The sequence below is a fragment of the Streptomyces sp. JH002 genome, assembly GCF_050916115.1.
GTDB lineage: Bacteria > Actinomycetota > Actinomycetes > Streptomycetales > Streptomycetaceae > Streptomyces > Streptomyces xiamenensis.
Genome location: NZ_CP087989.1, coordinates 5,675,025 through 5,695,013, shown reverse-complemented (window position 1 = coordinate 5,695,013; position 19,989 = coordinate 5,675,025). Strand labels below are relative to the sequence as shown.

Annotated in this window: 18 protein-coding genes and 1 pseudogene; 9 read left to right on the top strand and 10 right to left on the bottom strand. The window is 73.4% G+C overall.

The features are described from left to right. Positions 1-117: 117 nt before the first annotated feature. The 4 genes from H7827_RS26125 to H7827_RS26110 form a co-directional block, all read right to left on the bottom strand. A complete protein-coding gene (locus H7827_RS26125; RefSeq protein WP_432747569.1) occupies positions 118-1,119 on the bottom strand; it encodes an ABC transporter substrate-binding protein in 1,002 nt (333 codons plus the stop codon). Then, entirely contained in the window at positions 1,116-1,889 is a 774-nt protein-coding gene (locus tag H7827_RS26120; protein WP_432747568.1) for an ABC transporter ATP-binding protein, read from the bottom strand. The genes H7827_RS26125 and H7827_RS26120 overlap by 4 nt, the downstream gene beginning before the upstream one ends. Continuing rightward, complete coding sequence (locus H7827_RS26115) at positions 1,889-2,992, bottom strand: FecCD family ABC transporter permease (protein WP_432747567.1); 1,104 nt, start codon at positions 2,990-2,992, stop codon at positions 1,889-1,891. The genes H7827_RS26120 and H7827_RS26115 overlap by 1 nt, the downstream gene beginning before the upstream one ends. 103 nt (positions 2,993-3,095) lie before the next feature. Beyond that, positions 3,096-4,370: an MFS transporter gene (locus tag H7827_RS26110; protein WP_432747566.1), complete on the bottom strand. Its 1,275-nt coding sequence runs from the start codon at positions 4,368-4,370 to the stop codon at positions 3,096-3,098. A 313-nt stretch (positions 4,371-4,683) separates the two neighbouring features. On the opposite strand from H7827_RS26110, the gene H7827_RS26105 reads away from it, so the two are divergent. From H7827_RS26105 to H7827_RS26090, 4 genes are read left to right on the top strand one after another with little or no spacing between them, the layout of a single operon-like run. Next, positions 4,684-5,439: a methyltransferase gene (locus H7827_RS26105; protein WP_432747565.1), complete on the top strand. Its 756-nt coding sequence runs from the start codon at positions 4,684-4,686 to the stop codon at positions 5,437-5,439. Next, complete coding sequence (locus tag H7827_RS26100) at positions 5,436-6,263, top strand: Rossmann-like domain-containing protein (protein ID WP_432747564.1); 828 nt, start codon at positions 5,436-5,438, stop codon at positions 6,261-6,263. The genes H7827_RS26105 and H7827_RS26100 overlap by 4 nt, the downstream gene beginning before the upstream one ends. Further along, complete coding sequence (locus H7827_RS26095; protein WP_432747563.1) at positions 6,260-7,300, top strand: GHMP kinase; 1,041 nt, start codon at positions 6,260-6,262, stop codon at positions 7,298-7,300. Before H7827_RS26100 ends, H7827_RS26095 begins: the two co-directional genes overlap by 4 nt. Beyond that, complete coding sequence (locus H7827_RS26090; protein ID WP_432747562.1) at positions 7,221-8,264, top strand: pyridoxal-phosphate dependent enzyme; 1,044 nt, start codon at positions 7,221-7,223, stop codon at positions 8,262-8,264. Before H7827_RS26095 ends, H7827_RS26090 begins: the two co-directional genes overlap by 80 nt. A gap of 31 nt (positions 8,265-8,295) precedes the next feature. Here H7827_RS26090 and H7827_RS26085 read toward each other — a convergent pair whose 3' ends face one another. Then, positions 8,296-9,600, bottom strand: a complete 1,305-nt coding sequence (locus H7827_RS26085) for a glucarate dehydratase family protein (RefSeq protein ID WP_432747561.1) — start codon at positions 9,598-9,600, stop codon at positions 8,296-8,298. 195 nt (positions 9,601-9,795) lie between these two features. On the opposite strand from H7827_RS26085, the gene H7827_RS26080 reads away from it, so the two are divergent. Then, the gene (locus H7827_RS26080; protein ID WP_432747560.1) at positions 9,796-10,782 is read left to right on the top strand and encodes a phosphotransferase family protein; all 987 of its coding nucleotides are present in this window, start codon (positions 9,796-9,798) and stop codon (positions 10,780-10,782) included. After that, positions 10,779-12,146, top strand: coding sequence for an MATE family efflux transporter (locus H7827_RS26075; RefSeq protein ID WP_432747559.1), 1,368 nt, complete (start codon positions 10,779-10,781; stop codon positions 12,144-12,146). Before H7827_RS26080 ends, H7827_RS26075 begins: the two co-directional genes overlap by 4 nt. Here the strand turns inward: H7827_RS26075 and H7827_RS26070 are convergent. Further along, positions 12,058-12,720, bottom strand: coding sequence for a TetR family transcriptional regulator (locus H7827_RS26070; RefSeq protein WP_432747558.1), 663 nt, complete (start codon positions 12,718-12,720; stop codon positions 12,058-12,060). The two genes, H7827_RS26075 and H7827_RS26070, sit on opposite strands and share 89 nt — an antisense overlap. Positions 12,721-12,827: 107 nt before the next feature. Between H7827_RS26070 and H7827_RS26065 the strand changes: the two genes are divergently transcribed. Both H7827_RS26065 and H7827_RS26060 read left to right on the top strand, forming a co-directional pair. Continuing rightward, positions 12,828-13,409, top strand: coding sequence for a sugar O-acetyltransferase (locus H7827_RS26065; protein ID WP_432747557.1), 582 nt, complete (start codon positions 12,828-12,830; stop codon positions 13,407-13,409). A 17-nt stretch (positions 13,410-13,426) separates the two neighbouring features. After that, on the top strand, positions 13,427-13,975 hold the full coding sequence (locus tag H7827_RS26060) for a TetR/AcrR family transcriptional regulator (RefSeq protein WP_432747556.1): 549 nt from the start codon (positions 13,427-13,429) through the stop codon (positions 13,973-13,975). Between the two features lie 29 nt (positions 13,976-14,004). On the opposite strand, the gene H7827_RS26055 is transcribed toward H7827_RS26060, so the two are convergent. The 4 genes from H7827_RS26055 to H7827_RS26040 all read right to left on the bottom strand — a co-directional run bounded on the left by H7827_RS26055 (position 14,005) and on the right by H7827_RS26040 (position 18,609). Continuing rightward, a complete protein-coding gene (locus H7827_RS26055; RefSeq protein WP_386541632.1) occupies positions 14,005-15,252 on the bottom strand; it encodes a cytochrome P450 in 1,248 nt (415 codons plus the stop codon). A 77-nt stretch (positions 15,253-15,329) separates the two neighbouring features. Next, positions 15,330-16,004 (bottom strand): TetR family transcriptional regulator, encoded by a 675-nt coding sequence (locus tag H7827_RS26050; RefSeq protein WP_432747555.1) that lies wholly within the window; start codon positions 16,002-16,004, stop codon positions 15,330-15,332. A gap of 140 nt (positions 16,005-16,144) precedes the next feature. Continuing rightward, a complete protein-coding gene (locus H7827_RS26045; RefSeq protein ID WP_432747554.1) occupies positions 16,145-17,065 on the bottom strand; it encodes an alpha/beta hydrolase fold domain-containing protein in 921 nt (306 codons plus the stop codon). 116 nt (positions 17,066-17,181) lie between these two features. Further along, positions 17,182-18,609: a PepSY-associated TM helix domain-containing protein gene (locus tag H7827_RS26040; protein WP_432747553.1), complete on the bottom strand. Its 1,428-nt coding sequence runs from the start codon at positions 18,607-18,609 to the stop codon at positions 17,182-17,184. A gap of 315 nt (positions 18,610-18,924) precedes the next feature. Here H7827_RS26040 and H7827_RS26035 point away from each other — a divergent pair. Continuing rightward, positions 18,925-19,968: pseudogene (locus tag H7827_RS26035) on the top strand (glycoside hydrolase family 43 protein); the annotation flags it as partial. Positions 19,969-19,989: the final 21 nt, after the last annotated feature.

The window sequence follows — 19,989 nt, the reverse complement described above, 5'->3', positions numbered from 1 at the left end:
GGCCTGCGCCGCGGCGGTGTCGCGACGGCCACGGAAGGGACGCGCCGGACCGGCGGTGTTGTCGTCGTGCCCACCGGCCCGGGGCTTTGGTGCCCCGGGCCGGTCCGTGCGGGTGGGTCAGCTGTCGGCGCCGGTCGGGTACAGGTCGCGGAGGTAGGCGCCGAAGCCCTCGGCCCCGTCGATGATCCGGGGGCCGCTGATGGCCTCGTTGTAGTCGAGGATGTAGAAGTTGCCGGCCAGCACGGCCGGGAGGTTGCGGGTCACCGGGGAGGAGCGCAGGAAGTCGATCTTCTCCTCGGCCGGGCTGTCCTGGTAGTCGAGGATGACGATGACCTCGGGGTCGGCGTCGACGACCGCCTCCCAGCCCACCGTGGTCCACCGGTCGGTCAGATCGGCGAAGACGTTCTCGCCGCCGGCCGTCTCGATGATCTCGTGGGGCGGGGCCTGGTTGCCGGAGGTGAACGGCTGGTCGGTGCCGGAGTCGTAGACGAAGACGCGGGGCGCGCGGCCGGCCGGGGCCGCCTCCTCGACGGCCGCGACGCGTTCGCGCATCCCGGCGACGACCTCCTCGGCGCGGTCTTCGGCGCCGAAGATCCGCCCCAGCAGTTCCAGGTCCCGGTACAGCCCCTCGATCGGGGTGAAGTCCACCGGGTACTGGGGGTAGTTGTAGCAGGTCTCGCTGTGCATGAAGCTCTGGATGCCCAGGGTGTCCAGGAGTTCGGGCGTGATGCCGCGCTCGTCGCTGAAGCCCGAGCGCCAGCCGGCGACGACGAAGTCCGCTCCGGCGTCCACCACCAGCTCCCGGTTGAGCAGGTCGTCGCTGAGCATCTCCACCTTCGCGTACTCGGAGGCCCACGGGGACTCCTCCACGGGCGGGTTGGCGGGCGGCATGACGTAGCCGCGCACGTGGTCGGTCAGGCCCAGGACGAACATCTTGTCCGCGCTGCCCGCCTCGTAGACGACGGCGCGCTCGGGGCGCTGGTACGTCACGTCCTCGCCGCAGCGTGGGACGGTCACCGCCGTGGCGCCGGAGCCGTCGTCCGTCGCGACATCGGCGCCGCAGGCGGCCAGGGGCAGGGCGGCCGCGGCGAGGGCGGCGGCGCGCAGGCGTCGGGTCATGCGGGGGCTCCCAGGGAGTAGAGGAGTTGCGGGTGGCCGGTCAGGGGGTGGGGGACGACGGTGGCCTCGACGCCGAAGACGGTGCGCACCAGTGCGCGGGTGAGCACCTCGCCCGGTGTGCCGGCCGCGACCAGGGCGCCGTCGGCCAGCACGCCGACGCGGTCGCACACGGCGGCGGCGAGGTTGAGGTCGTGGAGCACGATCACGACCGTGAGGGCGGAGCGGCGCAGCAGTGTGAGCAGGTCGATCTGGTGCCGGATGTCGAGGTGGTTGGTGGGTTCGTCGAGCACCAGGACGTCGGGTTCCTGGACCAGGGCGCGTGCGGCGAGCACGCGTTGGCGTTCGCCGCCGGAGAGGGTGAGGACGCCCCGGTCGGCGAGGTGGAGGACATCGAGCTGTGCCATGGCGCGGTGGCACAGCTCCCTGTCGCGCGGGCCGAGTGCCTGGTTGCCGCGCAGATGGGGGGAGCGGCCGAGGGCGACGATCTCCGTGACGGTGAAGTCGAGTTCGGATCCGCTCTCCTGGGTGAGCGCGGCGATGTGCCGGGCGCTCTCGCGGCGGGTGTAGGTGGTCAGCTCGCGGTCGTGGAGCCATACGGCGCCGGTGGTGGGGGCGAGCGCCCGGTAGACGCAGCGCAGGGCGGTGGACTTGCCGCTGCCGTTGGGTCCGACCAGGCCCACGATCTGGCCGCTCCCCACATCCAGGGACAGGTCGCGGACCAGGGCGCGGCCATCTCTGTCGACCCCCAGCGCGTCGAGTCGCAGCGTCATCAGCGGCCTCCGAAGACGTAGCCCTTGCGGCGCATCAGGGTGATGAACACCGGGACGCCGACCAGGGCCGTGATGACGCCGAGGGGAAGTTCGCGCGGAGCGGCGAGGGTGCGGGCGACGAGGTCGGCCCAGACCATGAAGACGGCGCCGACGAGCGGTGCGAGGACGAGCACCCGGGCGTGGCGGGCGCCGACGAGGATGCGGACCAGGTGCGGCATGACGAGGCCGACGAAGCCGATCGCCCCGCTGACCGCGACCATCGCGCCGGTCATCAGGGAGGTGATGACGAACAGGCCGCGCCGCAGGGCGGTGGTGTCCACGCCGAGGCTGCCGGCCGTCTCGTCGCCCAGTGCCATGGCGTCCAGGGCCCGGGAGTGGCGGTGCAGGACGAAGGCCCCGGCGAGGACGATCACCGCGACGGTGGGCAGCGAGCCCCAGGTGGCGGCGCCGAGCCCGCCCAGCGTCCAGAACAGGACGGTGTGGGTGGCCTCGCCGTCGGGGGCGAGGTAGACCATGACGCTCATGACGGCCTGGAAGCCGTAGGCGAGGGCGATCCCCGTCAGGACCAGGCGCAGCGGGGTGAGTCCGGTGCGGCTGTAGGAGGCCAGGTAGACGAGGGCGGAGGCGGCCAGCGCACCCGCGAAGGCGCCGGCCGACAGGGCGTGGACGCCGAAGGCGCCGAAACCGCCGAGGACGATGACGGCGACCGCGCCGACCGAGGCGCCGGAGGAGACGCCCAGGACGAACGGGTCGGCCAGCGCGTTGCGTACCAGGGCCTGTACGGCGACGCCGACCACGCTGAGGCCGGCGCCGACGACGACGGCCAGCAGCACGCGGGGGGTGCGGACCTCCCAGATGATCTGGTAGCCGGTCAGGTTCTCGGCGGGGACGGTGCCGCCGGTGAGCGCGGCCCACAGGTAACGGGTCGTGTCCGCGGGTGAGATGGCGGCGGGACCGAGACCGATGGCCACGACCACCGAGACGATCAGCACGGCGAGCAGGGCGAGGACGGGGAGGACGAGGCGCCGGCCGGTGGGCCCGGGGTCCGGGCGGACGGTGAGGTCCCCCTGGGGCTCACGCAATCTGTCGATAATGGAAATCATTGTCGTATCAGTGTTGTGCGCTGCGCCCGTTTCGTCAAACGGTCGCGGTCGAGGGGACCTTCACGGCAGCCGTGGAGCGGGGGCCCGCGCGGCGCACGCCCCCTCAGGCAGCCGCTTCCGGAGTGGACCGTGCCCCGCCGCGCGAGAAGTGGCGCGCGGTGGGCACCAGTGCCGCGCCCGCCGGGACCAGGAAGCACACCAGGGTGCACAGGCCCAGCACCGGTCCTGGCCCGAAGGCGTCGACGGCGGGGGCGATCAGGGCCAGGCCCACGGGGGCCAGGCCGTAGGAGACCATGAAGTCGAGCGAGGAGACCCTGGCCAGCCGTCGCGGTTCCACCTCGCGCTGGATGGCGGTGAACCAGGGGACGTTGAACAGTTCGATGCCGACGCCCGCCACCGCATAGGCGAGCACCACCAGGGCCACCGGCCCCGGCAGCCACAGGCTCAGCGGGGCGAACCCGTAGCAGGCCAGGGCCGCCAGCGCGGCCCAGCCCCGGGAGCGGGGGCGCCAGCGGGCGATGAGCAGCGCGCCGAGCAGGGCCCCGGCGGTGTAGGCGGTGACGGCGGTGGCGAGGACGGCCTCGGTGCCGTAGCGGTCCCGGCTGACCATCGGCAGAACGACTCCGGTGGCCGAGTATCCGGTGGCGATGACGGCGGCGAGCGCCACGAGACCGCCCAGGAACCAGGGGTGGCGGCGCGCTTCCCGCACGCCGTCGGCGAACTCGGCGGCGAATCCGGGCCGCTCGGCCCCCTCCGGGGCGGGGGCGGGGGCGGGTTTCCCCCCGGGCGGCAGGAGGGCGGCGGCCAGCCACAGCACGCCACTGCCCAGCAGCAGCGTGGGTACATCGAGCACGGTGGCGAGCAGTGCGGCCAGCGCGGGCCCCGCCAGCGTGGTGACGCGGACGGCCAGGGTCATCGCGGCGTTGGCCTGCTGGCGCCGCCCGGGCCGCACGACTTCGGCGGTCAGGGCCTGGAAGGCCGGCCGGCAGGCGCCCTGCCCGGCGCCGATCACCGCGCCGGCCACCGCCATCAGGGCGACCGAACGCCCCAGGGACATCGCCAGTACGGGGGTGGCGACGGCGGCGGCGAGCGAGGACCACAGCACGACGGAGCGGCGCGACCAGCGGTCGGCGAGGACACCACCGACGGGTACCGCGATCAGGAAGCCGACGGTGCGTACGGCCAGTACGAGGCCGAGCGCGGTGGGCGTGATGGCGCTGTGCAGCACCGCGAGGCCGAGGATGAAGGGCATCGCCCAGGTGGCCAGGCCGGAGGCGGTCGAGCCCGCCCACAGCCGCAGGAAGGAGACCTCGCGCAGCACGGACCGCGGGCGGTCGGCGGTGACGGGTTCCAGGATGGACGCGGGGGGACCGGCCACGGTGGTGCCTCCTTGAGGGTCGGAGCGGCCTGATGTGCGGTCAGTCGTGCGGGTCGGAGGATGAGCCGTTCGTCCACCGCCGCCCGGTGACGGGCCACGGCCGACGGAACGGTTCCGCTCTCCGGGAGTACGGCCCCACCGTGCGTCCGCGACCGCCGGTCGGCAGGCAGCGACACCGGCACCCGCCCTGAGGTCTACTCCCGTGCCACGGGGGGCGGTTGGGGCCAGGGGCAACTCTAGACAGAAATGAAAATCGTTTGTAATACTCGCACGGTCATCGGAGTGCGACCACTCCGCTACCAAGGGAGACCTCGTGGATCACCCGGCACCAGGACCGGCGTTCGCCGATCAGCTTCCCCCGCCCCTGCCGGCGGACCGGATCATCGCCCTCAACCAGCCCAGGGCCGACCTCCACACCACCCGCCGGCACACCTGGAACGGCTGGACGTTCGACCTGCCGCCCGGCGTCTTCCAGCCGGGGGAAACCAGCCGCATGATCCACGAGCGGATCCTGGACGGCCGTATCGAGGTGGCCGGCCGCCGCTACGCCGCCATGGGCGTGGGCCTCGGCGTCGAGGCCGTGGCGGCCGGGCAGCGCGGCGCCCGCGAGATCTACGCGCTCGACATCCACCCGGAGTCGGTCGCCACCACACGGCGGCACTACGAGCGGCTCGTCGGGGACCGTCCGGGGACCACCTTCCACCCGCTCGTCTCCGACCTGTTCGACGCGCTGCCCCCCGGCACCCGACTGGATGTCATCACCTTCAACCCGCCCGCCGTCAGCAGGCGGGTGAGCGAGGACCCCGATGTGGTGCGCAACGTGTGCGTCGGCGCCCCGCTGCTGGCCGCCTTCTTCGGCCGGCTCGCCGAGGGCGACCTGCTCGCGGCCGGGGGCGAGATCCACCTCATCGCCTCCAACACCGCCGACCTGCGCGCCATCATCGGGCAGGCCCAATCCCTCGGCTTCCGCCCGGAGGTGACCCTGCGCCACGACTGGCGGGACGGGGTACTGACCTATCTCTTCCGGCTCACCCTCCCGGCCGCCGACCGCCAGGAGCCCGCCGCATGACCCGGCCCACCGCGCCGCCCGCCACCGTCGAGGAATTGCGCCGCGCCGTGCTGGCGGGCACGACCGGCGCCGGCCCGGCCGCCCCCACCGCGACCGCCGTCTTCTGGCTGCACCACGGCACCCGGCTCTCCGGCGGGGACACCACCTACCTCAACCAGTATCTGCTCGTCCGCAGCGGCGGGTCGTTCGGCGCCTGCGCCGTCGAGGACGGCGAGACCGACCCGGCGCTGTGCCGTCGGTACACCGGCGCCCCGCTCCGCGCCCTGCTCGGCGAGGACGTCCCGCGCCCGTTGCGGCTGGCGGCCCTCGACGCCCTCCTCGCCGAGGCGTCACCGCACCGCGAGGACCCGGCAGCCGAGCCGGTCGCCCTCCCCCGGGGAACGCCGGAGGAACGCGCCCGCGCCCGGGACACGGCCATCGCCGGACTGCTGGACATCCCCGAGGGCGCCAAGGTCGCCCTGATCGGCGTCGTCAACCCGCTGGTGACCGCCATCCGCGACCGGGGCGGAGTCTGCCTGCCCTGTGACTTCAACCTGCGCACCACCCAGTGGCAGGAGCCCGTCACCGACTCCATGGACGAGGTCCTGGGCTGCGCCGACGCGGTGGTCGCCACCGGGATGACCCTGGGCAACGGCTCCTTCGACACCATCCTCGGCCGCTGCCGGGAACGCGGCGTCCCGCTGGTGGTCTACGCGCAGAGCGGCAGCGCCGTCGCCCGCGCCTTCCTCGGCAACGGGGTGACCGCGCTGTCCGCGGAGCCCTTCCCCTTCTCCCAGTTCAGCGCCGAGCCCACGGTGCTGTACCGGTACCGGGCCACCGCGTGATCCCCTCCGCCGGCACCGGGAAGGCCCCCTGCCACCACGGCGAGATCCTCCAGGGCGCCTTCCGCGACCGGACCGGCCGGACCTCGCTGGGCCTGGTCACCCTCTCGCTGCCCGCCACGGACGCGCTGGGCAGCCGCGCGGAGTTCACCCCGTGCCCCGAGGACCCCGCCGGCCGGCTCACCGTCCACCCCCCGGACCGGGTCAAGGCGCTGCGCGCGGCGGCCTCGGCCATCGCCGAGTGCGCCCGCCGGACCGGACGGAGCCCGTGCGGCGGCCGGCTGCTGCTGCGCGGCGCCGTCCCGGTGGGCCTGGGGATGGGCTCGTCCACCAGCGACATCATCGCCACCATCCGGGCGGTGGCCGCCGGCTACCGCGTCGCGCTGACCGCGCCCGAGGTGGCCCGGCTGGCGGTGGCCGCCGAGCACGCCTGCGACCCCCTCATGCTCGACGACGGGCGGGCCCCCGTCCTGTTCGCCCAGCGCGAGGGACGCGTCCTCGAAGTGCTCGGCACGGCGCTGCCGCCGGCCGTGGTCGTCGGCTGCGCCACCGGCGGCGGCGCACCGGTCGACACCCTGGCCCTGCCCACCGACGCCTACCTCCACGAGGACGTGACCACGTACGAGAGACTGCGCGGCCTGCTGCGTCGCGCCGTCACCACCGCCGACACCACGCTGCTCGGCCGGGTCTGCACCGCGAGCGCCCGCCTCCACCAGCGACTGCTCACCAAGGAGGAACTCCCGCTGCTGGAGGCCATCGCGGCCGAGACCGGCGCGGCGGGCGTACAGATCGCGCACAGCGGCAATGTCGCCGGAGTGCTCTTCGACCCCGCTCTCCCCCGCCTGCGACCACGGATACGCCGCTGCCTCCACCGGCTGGAGCGCACGGGCCTGACCCCCACCCGGATCTTCACGACGTCCGCGAGCACGCCGGACCCGGAGAACGAGAAGGTGAGCACGCATGCACGAGCACGTCGCCGACGCGATCGGCGCACCCGACCTGATACGCCTCGAACCCGGACTGATCTGCCTGCGCTTTGAGACCATGAAGGTCGTCTCCGCCCTCGCCGCCGTGCGGCAGCTGCTGGAGCGCGGCACCGTACGGCCCGGCGACACCCTGCTGGACAGCTCCAGCGGCATCTACGCCTACGCGCTCGCCCTCGCCTGCCACCGCCACGGCCTGCGCTGTCACATCGTGGGCTCCACCACCATCGACGAGGCGCTGCGCACCCAACTCGCCGTCCTCGGCGCCCATCTGGAGCAGATGCCGCCCAGCGACGACCTCAAACTCGACCAGAGGCGGCGGGTGCGGCGCGTCCGCGAGATCCTCGCCGAACACCCCGCCTATCACTGGATGCGCCAGTACCACGACGACATCCACTACCTCGGGTACCGGGCCGTCGCCGCGTCGGTGGCCGAGGAGACACCGGGGCAGGCGCTCACCCTGGTCGGCGGCGTCGGGTCCGGCGCCTCCACCGGGGCGCTGGCCCGGTATCTCAGGGAACGCGGCACCGACCTCTGCCTGGTCGGCGTGCAGCCGTTCGGCAGTGTCACCTTCGGCAGCGAGCGGGTGACCGACCCGGAGATCATCATCGCCGGGATCGGCTCCTCCATCCCGATGGGCAATGTCTCCCACACCAGCTACGACACCGTGCACTGGACCGCCTTCGACGCCGCCCTGGCCGGGAGCGTCGATCTGCTGCGCCGGCACGCGGTCTTCGCCGGCCTGTCCTCCGGCGCCGCGTATCTGGCCGCCCGCTGGGAGCACCGCCACAATCCGGAACGCACCGTGGTCTTCATCGCCGCGGACACCGGCCACCGGTACGTCGACACGGTCTTCGGCCGGCACCGCGAGGCCGCCCCGCTGGAGCGCCTCGCCCCCCGGAGGGTCACCACCGCGGCCGAACTCGCCCTCCCCTGGTGCCGGATGGAGTGGGCCGGCGCGTCGGGGTTCGGGGAGGATCGGCGGATCGCGGTGCCGGTCACCGGCGCGCCGCACGGCTGACGGGGGCCGTGCCGGTGTGCGGCGTGGCCGCTCACCAGCGCGGTACGGAGGGGGGCCGCCAACCGGGGTCGGCGACCCGCATCGCGGCGGCGTCGTCCCGGTCCCGGTAGCGGCCGTACGTGCTCTCGTCCAGCCAGCGGCGGTGCAGTGCGGCCAGCCGCTCGCGGTCGAGTTCGACGCCCAGGCCCGGGGTGTCGGAGACGGTGACGCGGCCGTCGCGGAAGCGCGTCCGGGTGGTGATCACATCCTCGCGCTGCCAGGGGTAGTGGCTGTCGCAGGCGTAGTCGAGGTGGGGGACGGTGGCGGCGACCTGGGTCATCGCGGCGAGGCTGATGCCCAGGTGGGTGTTGGAGTGCATGGACACCCCGACGCCGAAGGCACGGCAGACGGCGGCCAGTTCTCTGGTGCGCTGGAGTCCGCCCCAGTAGTGGTGGTCGGAGAGCACGATCTGGACGGCGTCCCGGGTGAACGCCTCACGGATCTCCGGGACGGTGGTGACGCACATGTTGGTGGCGAGCGGGATGTCGGTGCCGGCGGAGACACGGGCCATCGCGTCGGTGCCGGTGGCCGGGTCCTCCAGGTACTGCAGGACGCCGCGCAGCCGGCCGGCGACGTACAGGGAGGTCTCCACGGACCAGGCGCCGTTGGGGTCCAGGCGCAGCGGCATGCCGGGGAACGCCTCGGCGAGGGCGAGCACGGCGGCGATCTCCCGGTCGGGTTCGAAGACCCCGCCCTTGAGCTTGAAGGAGGTGAAGCCGTGCTCGCGGGCGAAGCGGCGGGCCTGGGTGACGATGCCCGCGGGGTCGAGCGCGGCGCCCCAGTCGTCGGGTTCGCCGGGGACGCCGTCGGGGTGGCGGGCCCAGCGGTGGAAGAGGTAGGCGCTGTAGTCGACGCTGTCGCGGACCTTGCCGCCCAGCAGGGCGTGCACGGGGAGCCCGAGGGTGCGGCCGAGGGCGTCCAGGCAGGCCACTTCGAAGGCGGAGACGACGGAGAGCCGCAACTTGTCGGCGGTCAGCACGCCACGCTGGCCGCCGACGTCCAGGGTGGCGGCGCCGGTGGCGGGCGGCGCGTCGCCGCAGACGCGGTCGGCGAGGGCGAAGAGGGCGTTGAGGTCGCTGACGCGGTGCCCCGGCAGGGCGTCGGCGAGCGGGCGGGCGAGCCGGAGGTAGGTGGTGTCCCCGTAGGTCTCGCCGAGGCCGGTGACCCCGTCCGCGGTCTCCACCTCGACGACCAGGCGGGGGGTGTACGGCTGGTGGACGCCCTGGGTGTTGAGCAGCGGGGGGTCGGACACGAGGATCGGGGTCAGCCGTACGGCGGTGATGGTGAGCCTGCTCATCAGACGGTTGTCTCCATACGTGGACGCTGTTCACCCATGAAGGCGGAGAGTAGGGAGGGCCGTGGTCCGGGTCAAGGGTCGGCGCGCGGCGCGCCCGGGGGGCGGCCCGGCTGCCGCAACATCGCTGAGCGGGGCGGGAGATCGCGCCCGTACGGGACCTGGTGGCAATTCCAACCACCTGGTAGAAATCTCGCCGTGGAGAGCATCACGAAGAACCGCCAGCCGCCCGCCGTCCTGCGGGCCATGATCGAGCGCGCCTACGGCCCCGAGCGCGTCCCGCACGGCGAGGGATGGGCCCGGGAGCTGGGACACGGCTGGTTCAACGTCGCCTACCGGATCCGCCTGCGGGACGGCGCCGAGGTCGTCCTGAAGATCGCCCCACCGCCCGGGGTGGAGGTACTGACCTACGAGCGCGGCGCGATGGGCACCGAACTCGCCGCGCTGGAACTCATCCGCAAGCACACCGGGGTCCCGGTCCCCGCCGTGGACTTCGCCGACCGCGGCCACCAACTGTGCGACGCGGACTACTTCTTCATGCCGTTCATCGACGCCGACAACCTCGGCGTCATCGAGGACCGCCTGCCCGCCGCCGAACGCGACGCCTACCACGAGCGGCTGGGCGCCGCCAACCGCGAGCTGAACTCCGTACGGGGCACCGCCTTCGGCCCGCTGGCCGGCCCCGGCGACGCCAGCTGGCGACGGGTGTTCACCGGCATGTTCGAGGACGTCCTCGCCGACGGGGAGCGGCGGGCGGTGGACCTCGGACGGCCGTACGCGACCGTGCGCGCGGTGCTCACCGAGTACGCCCCGGCCCTGGACGCGGTGGTCGAGCCGCGCCTGGTGGAGTGGGACCTGTGGGGCGGCAACGTCATGGTGCGCGAGGGCCGGATCGTGTGCGTCATCGACCACGAACGGGCCTTCTGGGGCGACCCGTTGATCGAGGCCGGCTTCACCGGTACGCAACTGCCCGCCTTCGGCGACTCCACGGCCTTCCTGCGCGGCTACGGACACGGCCCGCTCACGGAGAACGAGACCTGGCGGCGCTGGCTGTACTGCCTGTACCTGGTGCTCGTCATGGTGATCGAGACCGACTACCGCGGCCACACCGACACCCGCCAGTACGACTGGGCGCGCGAGCGACTGACCGAGGCCATGGCCCTGTTCGGCCGCACCGGACCGTGAAGGGACAGAGCGACGCGGCGGCCCGGCTGGCCGAGCGGCCGGTGGGCCGGCTGCTGTGGCACACCTGCACCCAGACCACCGCCTCGGTCGGCGTCTACGGGGTCTACGCCCTGACCAACGCCTGGTTCGTGGGCCGCGGGGTGGGCGATCAGGCGATGGCAGCGGTGAACCTGGTCGCGCCGCTGCTGCTCCTGCTGGGCGCCGTGTCCACCACCGTCGGGGCCGGCGGCGCCTCCCTCATCTCCCGCGCGCTGGGCGCGGGCGACCCCCGGGCCGCCGCCCGGGCCGCCGGCAACGCCTTCACCCTCTTCTGGGCCGTGGCCCTGGCCACCACCGTCCTCGGACTGGTCTTCCTGGACCCGCTGCTGACCCTGCTCGGCGCGCGGGGGCCGCTGCGCGAGGACGCCCACGCGTACGCGGTGATCCTGCTGTGCGGGGCGGTGGTCTCCACCGGCTTCTCCGGACTGGTGCGCGCCGAGGGCCGGATCGGCTTCTCGACGCTGCTGTGGGTGGTGCCGGTGGCCGTGCAGATCACCCTCGACCCGCTGCTGATCTTCGGCCTGGGCATGGGGGTGCGGGGCGCGGCGCTGGGCACCGTCGGCGGCCAGGCGGTGTCCGCCGCGATGAGCCTGTGGTTCTTCTTCGGCCGCCGCGACCGCCCCTACCGGGTGGGGGTTTCGGAGCTGCGCCCGCACGCCGGCACCCTGCGCGGGCTGCTGGGCCTGGGGCTGCCGTCCTTCCTCGCGGGTGCCGGGGTGACGCTGCTGGCGGTGCTGGTCAACACCACGCTGGCCGCGGCGGGGGCGGTCACCGCGCTGGCCGCGTACGCCGTGTGCGCCCGCCTCCAGACGTTCGCGATGATGCCGCACACCGGCATCAGCCAGGGCCTGCAGCCCATCGTCGGCTACAACGCGGGGCGCGGCCTGGCGGAACGGGTGGCCCGGGCCCGTACTTTGGCGCTGCGCGGCTCGCTGCTGTACGGCGTGGTCACCGCGACGGTGCTGGTGGTCGCGGCGGAACCGCTGGTGGGGCTGTTCCTGAACGATCCGGCGACCGCGGCGGTCGCGCGGGACGGGCTGCGCGTCATCGGCATCGGCCAGGCCGTGGCCGGGGTCGCTCCGCTGGCCGCCGGGTACTTCCAGGCGCTGGGCCGGCCACGACCCGCCTATCTGCTGTCCGTCGGCGCCCTGGTGCTGGTCAAGGTGCCGCTGGTGGTGGTTCTCGGGGGCACCGGCACCCTGGGGGTGTGGATCGCGCTGGCGGCCGGTGAGGTGATCACCGCGGCGGCGGCGCTGGCGGTGCTGCTCCGCTCGCGTCCGGCGGCCCGAGCGATCCCTCGGGTGCCCGCAGCAGCCGCTCGATGAAGAAGCGCAGGGTGCCGGCCATGTCGATCTCGCCGGGGCTGGTCAGCCACTGCACCTGGAGGCCGTCCATGAGGGCCACCAGGCCGACCGCCGCGGTGGCGGGGTCGACGCCTTCCCGCAACCGCCCGGCGGCGTCCAGTTCCTCCAGCGCGGTCCTGGCGAACGCGCGTACCTGGGCGTAGTGCCGCGTGAAGTAGTCGTGCGCCGGGTGGTCGGGGGCGAACGCCTCGGCCGCCAGGCGGACATAGAGCTCGACGATCGGCGGGTGGCGTGCGTTGTGATGAGCCAGGTCGAGGAGATGCCGCACCATGTCCATCGGGGAGGGCACGGGCGTTCCGACCCGCTGTGCGTCCTGTGCGTCGCGCCGTTCCAGCACCGCCGCCAGCAGGGCCTCGCGCCGGGGGAAGTGGTAGAGCAGTCCGGCGTGGCTGATGCCGGCCCGTTTGGCGATCTCGCGCAGCGAGGCGCCGTGGTAGCCGGTCTCGGTGTACGCCTGCGCGGCGGCCGCCACGATCTGCTCGCGGCGGGCCCGGCCCTTGGCATAGCCCCCTGAGGAGGCCGCCGTTCGCGGCACCGCTCCTGACACAGCCGTCCTCCGGGGTGGGCGGGTATCCCGTCGGGGCCACGTTCTCACACGGCGGGAGTGTACGGCCGTACGCTCGGGAGCGTACGATCGTCCGCATGGCCACGGACCACTTCGCCCAGGACCCCCGCAGCAACCTCGAACGCATGGAGGCGGGTGACCTCTACATCGCCGACGACCCGGAGATCGCCCGCCGGCACCAGCGGGCCGTACGGCTGGCCGCCCGCTACCAGGCCGCCTACGTCGAGGACGTGGTCGCCGCCCGGCCGATCCTGGAGGAACTGCTGGGCTCCCTGGGCGAGGAGGCCCACCTGACACCGCCGCTGTACGTCGACTACGGCAGCAACATCACCATCGGCCCGCGCACGTTCGCCAACTTCAATCTCACCGCCCTGGACGTCGCGGCGATCACCATCGGGGCGGACTGCCAGATCGGGCCGAACGTCCAACTGCTCACCCCCACCCACCCGCTGGAACCCCAGCCCCGGCGCGACAAGCTGGAGGCCGCCCGCCCGATCACCATCGGCGACAACGTGTGGCTGGGCGGCGGCGCGATCGTCCTGCCCGGGGTGACCATCGGGGACAACGCGGTCATCGGCGCCGGCGCGGTCGTCACGAAGGACGTGCCGGCGAACGTCGTCGCGGTCGGCAACCCGGCCCGCCCGGTCCGGAATCTCTGAGCCGGCCGATCACCACCATGGCCACCGGACACACGGACCCGCTGCGGCGCGAGCGGATCATCGCGGCGACGCTCGATCTCATCGCCGAGGACGGCGTCGCGGGCGTCTCGCACCGCAGGATCGCCGCCCGCGCCGGAGTCCCGCTGGGGTCGATGACATACCACTTCACCGGCATCGACCAGCTGCTGCGGGAGGCGTTCGGACGGTTCACCGACCGGATGGTCGCGCTCTTCGACGCCCATCTCGGCGGCTGCGCCGACCGGGACGCGGCGCGGGCGGCGATCGCCGACCTGGTGCACACCATGTCGGAGGACGGGCCCCGCGATCTCGTCCTCACCCAGGAGCTGTACACCCTCGCCACCCGCCGGCCCGCCTACCGGGAACTCACCCATGAGTGGATGCGGCGCAGCCGGGTCCATCTGGAGAGGCACTTCGACCCGGCGACGGCCCGGCAGCTCGACGCGCTGATCGAAGGGCTGACCCTGCACCGGGCGCTGGCCAGGGAGCCGCACGGCCGCGCCCTGACCGTCGAGGCGATCGCCCGCATCACGGCGGCGGCCGGCTAGCTGCGGCTGACCGGTCGCCGCCGGGACGGTCACCAGGTCACGGGCAGCTCGTACACGCCGTACACGGCACCGTCGTGCTTGAAGGGGAGATCGCCGACGCCGCCGTCCCCGGCGAGCCGGAGGGTGGGGATCCTGCGGTACAGCGTGCCGCAGACGACCTGGAGTTCCAGGCGGGCCAGGGGCTGGCCCAGGCACTGGTGCACCCCGAAGCCGAAGGCGACGTGCCGGCGCGCGTCGCCGCGGGCCAGGTCCAGGTCGTCGGGGTCGGTGAAGGCGTCCGGGTCGCGGTTGGCGATGTCGTTGGAGCAGATGATGCCCTCACCGGCGCGCAGGGTCACGCCGGCGATCTCGATGTCCTCCAGCACCGCCCGGCGCCGCCCGGTGTGGGTGATGTTGAGATAGCGCAGCAGCTCCTCCACCGCGGAGGTGATCAGGACCGGATCGTCGCTCTCGCGCAACAGGGCCAGCTGCTCCGGGTGTTCGAGCAGCGCGGCGGTGCCGAGCGCGATCATGTTGGCGGTCGTCTCGTGGCCGGCCACCAGCAGCAGCACGCCCATCTGGGCGGCCTCCTGGCGGGTCAGTTCACCCGATTCCACCCGGGAGACCAGGCCGGACAGCAGGTCATCGGCCGGGGCCGCCGCCTTGCGGCCCATCAGATCGTCCAGGTAGCGGGTCAGTTCCTCGTGGGCGGCCGAGCGCAGCGCCGGGTCCACGTCCCTCCTGAGGAGGACGGCGCTGTGCTCCTGGAAGAACGCGTGGTCCGTGTACGGCACGCCGAGCAGTTCGCAGATCACCAGGGAGGGCACCGGCAGCGCGAAGGCCCGGACCAGATCGACGGGGCGGGGGCCGGCGAGCAGCGCGTCGATCCGGTCGTCGACGATCCGCTGGACGGCGGGCCGCATCGCCTCGACACGTTTGATGGTGAAGGGGGCCTGCACCATCCGTCGCAGCCGGGCGTGTTCGGGGTCATCCCGCAGGATGAAGCTGAAGGAGGACCGGCCGGTCATCGGTGTCGGCAGCGGATAGCCGGGGGTGAACGGGTTGGCGCTGACCCGCCGGTCGAGCAGCAGGGCGCGCTGGTCCGCGTAGCGGGTGACGAGCCACGGGGTGCTGCCGTCCCACAGCCTGACCCGCTCGAACCGGGCGCGCCGCTGCATGGCGGCCAGGGCCGGGGGCGGGTCGAAGGGGCAGCGGGCCGCCCTGGCCATCGGAAAGTCCTCGGGGCTGTGGTGGTCCTCGATGAGCGGTGGCTGGGTCGCGTGGCCTGCTGGGGTCATATCGCTCTCCTGTGAGCCTGTGAGCCGGTGCGTCGCTGTGCCCGCTCCCCCAGCGAAACACCCGCCAGGACCACTCATCAAGCGTTCGCTTTAATTTCATCCATCCGGGTGACGGGCGCCTGCCACAGCGCGACGATCACGTCGATCAGACCCGTTGCCATGTCCCGCCAGGAGGCGTGCGCCGTGGGGGCGTTCGTGGCGAGGGCGCGTTCTCGCTCCACGGCCATCTGGACGATCAGATGGCGGGTCATGGCGGCGCGTTCGGCGCGCACCCCGGCGGCCAGTTCGGGCAGCGCGCCGTTCATGCCCGCGTGCAGGCGGGTCAGCGAGGGCGAGACGGCCAGGGTCTCCTCCGCCACCAGCGCGTACAGCGCGGGATCCGCGGTGACCTGGGCGATGAAGCGGGCGTACCAGGTGGGGCCGCCGCCCATCGACTCCAGGTGGTCGGTGAGCGTGCGCACGAAGCAGGTGACCCACTCCCGCAGCCCGGCGGAATCGTCCAGGCCGGCCATCAGCCGGACCCGGATGCGTTCCATCCGCTCCGCGTGCCGGCGCGCGAGCGCGCGGATCAGCTCGTCCTTGGTGCCGAAGTGGTAGCTGACGGCCGCGTTGTTGCCCTGCCCGGCGGCCTCGCTGATCTGCCGGTGCGCGACCGCGTGCACCCCGCGTTCGGCGAACAGCCGTTCCGCCGCGGTCAGCAGCGCGTCCCGGGTCGCGCTGACCTGTTCGGCCCGTCGCGTTCCGCCCGCCATCCTCATCACCGCCCGGGACCGCGCGCCCGCCGTGCCGCGAAGGCCGGTCCCCGTACGCCTCGCGCCGTCCGCTCCCGGTCGGCCGGGCCGGTGGAGGGCAGCTTACGCAAGCGGGCCGGGCGCGGCACACACCGGACGGGTCAGCCGGCCAGAAGGGTCGCGAAGAAGGTGAGGGAACGGTCGACCTCGTCCAGCGACGGGGTGCGGTTGAGATGGCCGTGCAGCATGCCGGCCGCCAGACAGGTGCGGGTGGGAACGCCGGACTCGGTCAGCTGACGGGCGAGCAGTTCGCCCGAGGGCCGCAGGTCATCCAGTTCGGACAGGACGATGCCCGTGGGCGGCAGGCCGGTCAGGCGGGCCGCGCCGGGCATCGCGGCCGGAGGCAGTTCGGTGATCCGGCCCACGTAGTTCCGCACCATGTCCTCGATCGACTCGGTGCCGAACCGCAGGATCGGGGGCAGTTCGCGCATCAGCGCCGCCGTGTCGTCGTCCAGCACGGGGACCGGGAAGTGCGCGAAGGGGTACGCGAGCAGCAGCGCGGCGGGCGGTGCCGACCCGTCGTCGCGCAGCCCGATCGCGGCCGACAGCGCGAGGGCGGCGCCCGCGCTGGCGCCGCCGAGGGATGGCCGCCCCGTGTACGTGGGCGCTTCGGGCCCGGTCAGCCAACGCCAGGCGGCGCGGACGTCGTCGACCGGGACCGGGTAGCGGACGCCGTCCACGGCGAGCCGGTAGCCCACGGAGACCACCAGCGCGCCCGCGCGGGCGGCGAGTTCGGCGGAGACCAGGTGGGCCTCGGGCATGTCCAGATCACCGGCCCGGAACCCGCCGCCGTGCAGCCACAGCAGCGCGCGGCCCGGCCGCCGGCCGCGCGGCCGGTAGACGCGTACCGGGATCGGCCCGTGCGGCCCGGACACCGTGTGCTCCTCGGTGTCGGCCTCGGGTTCCGGCCAGGGCGCCGGGTCGCGGAAGAACGCCTCGAACTGCCGCCCGGCCTCGGGGTCCGCCGGGTCGTACCGGCGCAGACCGTCGCTTCGCGGCGAGGAAGGGGTCGAGTGGCACATCGCTCCTCGGGTTCCGCGCGGCCTCCGCCCGTGGACGGCCGCGACCGGTCGAAACGATGTCAGAGCGGCGCCGCGGGTGGCTACCGGAGGCCGCCGCGTAACGGCCCGACCGGCCCTCAGCCGGGGTCCGCGCCCACCGTCGCGCGGCGCCCGGCACGGTGGCGCCGGAGGGCACCGAGCGCGATGTCGATGACCAGGAACACCAGCAGCGAGATGCCCAGCAGCGGGACGAACCAGCCCACGAGGACGGTCACCGCGATCAGCGGAACGCCGATGGCGGGCGGCACCTGACGCCAGGCGCCGCGCGGCAGCGGACGGCCGAACGCGGTGCCACGGCCGCGCAGCCACCACATCCGGTAGCCCCACACGATCAGGACGATGACCGACAGGGCGAGCGCGGCCAGCAGGATCTGGTTGGGCAGGCCGAACAGGACGCCGGTGTGCAGATCGATGCCCCAGCGCGACAGCTTGGCCAGCACCGGGAAGTCGGCGAACCGCACCACGTCGGTGACGGCGCCGGTGGAGGGGTCGACGGCGACCGCGTCCTGTTTCTCCGGCCAGCTGCGCTGGATCTGCCGGACCACATAGGCGGATTCGGCGTCGGCCGGCGGGAGGATCTCCACCGGGTTCGTCAGCCCCTGGGACCGGGCGGCGGCGAGCACGATGTCCAGGTTCACGCCGCCGGGCGTCGCCCCGTCCGCGCCATGGTCGTGCTGGTGTCCGCCGTCCCCCTGCCCGTGCTCCGCGTGCTCGCCACCGCCGCCGGCCGCCCCGGCATCGACCACCGGGGTCTCCTGACCCAGCGAGGTGCGCAGTTCGGTGATGTTCTGTCCGGCGTAGGTCGACCAGGTCAGGCCGGTCGCGGACAGGAAGATCAGGCCGACCGCGCACCACGCGCCGACCGTGCCGTGCACCCCCAGCACCCGGCGCCGGCCGGTGGTGCCGCGCACCGTGCGCGCGGAGCGGCGGCGGGTGAACCACAGCGCCAGGCCGGCGACCGCGATCACCCCCAGCCAGCTGGCGGCGAGTTCGCCGTACAGCCGGCCGGTCTCCCCCAGGTGCAGATCGCGGTGGAACTTGTCGATCCAGGTGCGCAGCGGCAACGCCCCGGTGGAGCCGTACTGTTCGAGCGCGCCGCGCACCTCCCCGGTGTACGGGTCGACGAACACCGCCAGGGTGTGGTCGGCGGCGATGCCGTCCACCCCGGACAGCAGCACCCGGGTGGTGGCGCCGGACTCCGGGGAGGGGCGTACCGCGTTCAGTTCGCCCTCCGGGTGGGCGGCGCGGGCGGCGGCTATCTGCTCGGTGAGGGGGAGTTCGGCCTCCCCCGCCGGAACGCGCAGCTGCTCGGCGTAGACGATCCGCTCCGCCTGGAACGAACCGGCGTACAACAGCCCGGAGAACGCGGCCACCAAGAGGAAGGGGGCGACGAACACCCCGGCGTAGAAGTGCAGTCGCAGCAGCAGCGGGCGCAGGGCCGGCCAGCCGCGGCGGGGGCCGGCGGGCGGCGGGGGCGCGGCCACGGTCTCGGGTTCTGCGGACATCCAGGACTCCTCGGTGCGGGGCGGACGATCAACGAGTCGGGCGCCGGTGGCGCGGAGTTCCGGGTCTCGCGTGTGACGCGTGGCACATCACAGGCGTACGGGGCCCGCCGTCGCCCCGCCACGGGTCCGGGGCCCCGACCGTCCATGCCCGTTTCCGACCCTGGGCGGCCCGCGCACGGGCCCGGTCGCCCCGGCCCGGTCGCGGCACGTGGTCATCGGTCTGCGGCGTACGGACGGGATTGACCGCACGGCCGGGGGCGTCATACTGCTCAGCGGCTGGCGTTTACGTAAACATCTCAACGGAGAGGTGGGCGCATGCGACGGACGGCGGGCGTACTGATCGGAGTGATGGCGTTGCTGGCAGGGGTGTTCACGGGACCGGCCGGAAGCACGGAACGGGCGCGGGACGGCGAGCGGGAGCGGGCACAGCTGGAGTACGCGGGCTATCTGTTCGTCTACTTCACGGGCGAGGACAGCGCCGACGGCGAGCAGGTGCGGATGGCGCTCAGCCAGGGCAACGACCCGCTGCACTGGCGGGAGCTGAACGGCGGGCGCCCCGTTCTCACGTCGTCGCTCGGCGAGCGCGGGGTCCGCGATCCGTTCATCATCCGGGCGCCGGAGGGCGACCGCTTCTATCTGATCGCCACCGACCTGCGCATCCACGGCAACGGCGACTGGGACCGCGCGCAGCGGCACGGCAGCCTGGACATCATGGTGTGGGAGTCCACCGACCTGGTGAACTGGTCGGCGCAGCGCGCGGCGCGGGTGGCCCCGGACACCGCGGGCAACACCTGGGCGCCGGAGGCGTACTGGGACGAGCAGCGCGGCGAGTTCGTGGTGTTCTGGGCGTCGAAGCTGTACGCGCGGGACGACCCGGACCACACCGGGAACACCCACCACCGCATGATGTACGCCACGACCCGGGACTTCGTCACCTTCGGCGAGCCGCGGGTGTGGAGCGATCCGGGGCACTCGGTGATCGACTCCACCGTCATCGCGCACGACGGCCACTACTACCGCTTCACGAAGGACGAGCGGGACACCAGCGCCGCCAACCCGTGCGGCAAGTTCATCGTGGCCGAGCGCACCCGCGAACTGCGTTCCACCTCGTGGGAGTTCATCGCCGAGTGCATCGGCAGCCGGTCGATCGCCCGGGGCGAGGGGCCCACCGTGTTCAAGTCCAACACCGAGGAGAAGTGGTACCTGTTCATCGACGAGTTCGGTGGCCGCGGCTATGTGCCGTTCGAGACCACCGATCTCGCCTCGGGGCAGTGGGTCCCGTCCACCGGCTACCAGTTGCCCGCCTCGCCGCGTCACGGAACCGTACTGCCGCTCACCCGGGCCGAGTACGACCGGCTCGCGTCCCGCTGACGCGCGGAT

Coding starts and splice junctions, on each gene's coding strand:
- H7827_RS26125 (WP_432747569.1), bottom strand. CDS start 1,119: ATGACCCGACGCCTGCGCGCCGCCGCCCTCGCCGCGGCCGCCCTGCCC.
- H7827_RS26120 (WP_432747568.1), bottom strand. CDS start 1,889: ATGACGCTGCGACTCGACGCGCTGGGGGTCGACAGAGATGGCCGCGCC.
- H7827_RS26115 (WP_432747567.1), bottom strand. CDS start 2,992: ATGATTTCCATTATCGACAGATTGCGTGAGCCCCAGGGGGACCTCACC.
- H7827_RS26100 (WP_432747564.1), top strand. CDS start 5,436: ATGACCCGGCCCACCGCGCCGCCCGCCACCGTCGAGGAATTGCGCCGC.
- H7827_RS26090 (WP_432747562.1), top strand. CDS start 7,221: ATGCACGAGCACGTCGCCGACGCGATCGGCGCACCCGACCTGATACGC.
- H7827_RS26085 (WP_432747561.1), bottom strand. CDS start 9,600: ATGAGCAGGCTCACCATCACCGCCGTACGGCTGACCCCGATCCTCGTG.
- H7827_RS26065 (WP_432747557.1), top strand. CDS start 12,828: ATGGCCACGGACCACTTCGCCCAGGACCCCCGCAGCAACCTCGAACGC.
- H7827_RS26060 (WP_432747556.1), top strand. CDS start 13,427: ATGGCCACCGGACACACGGACCCGCTGCGGCGCGAGCGGATCATCGCG.
- H7827_RS26055 (WP_386541632.1), bottom strand. CDS start 15,252: ATGACCCCAGCAGGCCACGCGACCCAGCCACCGCTCATCGAGGACCAC.
- H7827_RS26050 (WP_432747555.1), bottom strand. CDS start 16,004: ATGGCGGGCGGAACGCGACGGGCCGAACAGGTCAGCGCGACCCGGGAC.
- H7827_RS26045 (WP_432747554.1), bottom strand. CDS start 17,065: ATGTGCCACTCGACCCCTTCCTCGCCGCGAAGCGACGGTCTGCGCCGG.
- H7827_RS26040 (WP_432747553.1), bottom strand. CDS start 18,609: ATGTCCGCAGAACCCGAGACCGTGGCCGCGCCCCCGCCGCCCGCCGGC.